General features: G+C 47.4%; 2 protein-coding genes. Both read right to left on the bottom strand.

The features are described from left to right. Window positions 1-1875 (bottom strand): ADP-ribosylglycohydrolase family protein (locus AC1DWB_RS33295; RefSeq protein WP_477545375.1); only part of this gene is annotated, 1875 nt, incomplete at its 3' end. A 6-nt stretch (window positions 1876-1881) separates the two neighbouring features. Beyond that, the coding region (locus tag AC1DWB_RS33300; protein ID WP_477545376.1) for an ADP-ribosylglycohydrolase family protein at window positions 1882-2720 on the bottom strand (839 nt) is incomplete at its 5' end.

Below are 2720 nucleotides of genomic sequence, written 5' to 3' on the forward strand. Positions count from 1 at the left end.
CTCATTCTCCCCGTCAAATCCAACGTGGTAGCCGCGCATTGCGCCTTGGGCACGAATGGCCACCAAATGCGAATAACCGCTTTGCGGGTTCAGACCCAATGTAACGGAATAATCCGTGGAGAAGTAATTCCCAGTATACGCTTCACTCGATTCAGCAGTCATCAGGTACATCGCCCCGTCAACAATACTCCATGCTCCATGATTGTGGGCAAAAGGAGTCACACAGCCGAAGTTGATCATCTGTTTACGGAAATCAATCGAGTAATCGGCTTTGCCGCTAATTTTGAAATTGTCAACGAATATTCGCCCAAGGCTTTTAAATTTTGCCGTTGAATAGGACTCCAGTACAATCCCAACTTCATCAATAAGCTCGCCACCCGTATCAGGAATCACAAATTCCACATCGAGCCACTCCTGATTTACTAGCTTCACATAGCCTTGCAGCACATCTTGCTTGCTTTTAGCCAATCGCACATATGGAGCGAAGCCCAACGTTTCATTGCCATTCCACTGATCGAGGAAGATTTTCATGGAAACTTTTTGACCGGAGTAGGCTTTCGGCGCTAACGTGGGTGAGTATCTTTCATCACTGAAATCATCGCGTGTATAAAATGGTTTGTAAAATAGCTTCGACTGCTCTCCTCGCGTCATACGATCAAACAGCACTTCAAGTGACCCTGTTCCTTCATAGGCTTTTTCCGTGGAATGCTTGATTTCACAAAAGAACGAATTGGAAACGCGCATATTGTGTGTGGAACCCGGCAGCTCGAAATCAAAGTAAATTTCACGATCGGTAAAGCTATCGAGCAGCGCCGCAGGACATTCCTCATTCGCCAGTCGATACCCCAAAATAGTCAGTTCCTTTGCATAAGTAGGAATATCCAGAATGTTCATATAGCCGGAGATGCCTGACATCACAATGGAGTCGTTGATAGGCTTACGATATTTCATCGCGGTACCTTCCAAACCGCAAGCAACACCCAGCACAGTGCCGACATTCCCTGCGTTGCAATCCGTATCCCAGCCGCACATGGTGGCAATTTCAACCGTCCTGTTGAAGTCACCTTGCCCATAGGCCATCGCTAGGAAGCACACACCAGCATTTGGAATAATGTGGCAGACACCTGGATATTTATCATAGCCCCAGTCCCTTTCCAGCATATCCCGGCATGCCCTGAAGTCATCAGGATGATCCTTATGGAAGGCTAGAACCGCTCTTGCCACCTTGGCATATAAGGAATGCTCAGGGATTTGAGCCAGCCCGGCTTCAATAATCTCGCTAATTTGATCGGTTTCAAAAGCTTTGGAAATCGCCGCACAGAAAAATCTCGCTCCCAGTACACCTTCCCCGTCATGCGAAACTCTTGCTGCAGCCTCGCCATAATCAGCAGCTTTCTTAGGATTACATGGATTCACTAAACCCCATGTATCAATAAAAATCTGCCCACCAATTTGCTCGGCAATCGTCTGCCCATTTTGCTCAATCGAACCGGACTGCGGAGCCTCAATCCCTTTTTTCAGATTGATAAAAGCCGTATGCTCCGTGCTTACTCCGTAACCTCCCCACCAAAACATGCCTACGCCTTCACGAGCATAATTGAGCCAAGCGCGAGCTACATCATTCGGCGTGAGTTCGCGGTCTACTGCATCATCATAGAGAGCCCGCAAAAAGTAAAACGGGCCGTTCGCATCATCATCGGCAGCGAAGTTTTTGAAATTTTTCACATAGTCGGTGATGTCGCCGTACGTATTCTTTATTCGTTCATAAGTCCAGATCGTCGGTTCAACCGGCGCACCGAGTCTTATGCCAATATTCATGCCCAAGTAACCGGAATAAACTTTCTCCAAATAATTCGCAGGTATCAATGTGTGCACCATCCTTTAATTAATAGAACGAATTTGTTGCTGCCTCATGTCGTTCATTCGCAAATCCCGATCGATAATAAAAGTCGCAGCTTCGATGAATTGAGCGCAATGGCTCTTGATGTCTTGTCGATTACTCTCTTCTATTACTGCGATTTCCTCAGAGGGGATAGCCTGAACGCCTTGCATAGCTCCGAGTATAGCGCCAATCATGACGCCAATGGAATCCGTATCACGGCCAGAGCTCACTCCATCCTTGACAGCTTCCAGAAAATCACCATTGTGCAGCACGATGTAACCGAGCGCAAGCGGCAGTTCTTCAATCGCAAACAGACGGCTCGGCGTGTAATGATTGGACGGAATGCCCACTTTGTTCATGCTGCGATTCACATCATCGCCCATCGGCGAGTAATTGCCTATAACTTCGTGAAAACGGTGAACGACTTCTTCTTTGTCTTTTTTCCTATCCCTCATGGCGAGGGCCGTTTCACAAATATCCTGAATCGCCCTCTTCGTGCCGTCTTTCGCATATAGTAAGGCAGTATTCACGATATCTTCAACGGTTGCATTCGGCTCGAAGGCTTTGGCCACACAACAAGCCATTACTCCTGCGGCTTCCAAGCCATAGCTGACTTGATGCCCCGAGGCAAAAAGAATAGCTTCATCATAAGCCCCCCTTGGATTGCACGCATTCACGATGCCAATGGGTGAAATATACATGGCTGCACCGCAATTGACCATATTGCCATAACCTCCCTCACGAGGCTCGCAATTAGCCAATACATGACGATTGAACATATGCTTCTCTGGATAGAAAAGTCGATCTAATATTAACGCTTCCTTACCAAGCTCCGGAA

The sequence above is a fragment of the Paenibacillus sp. P4_E11 genome (assembly GCF_056401635.1).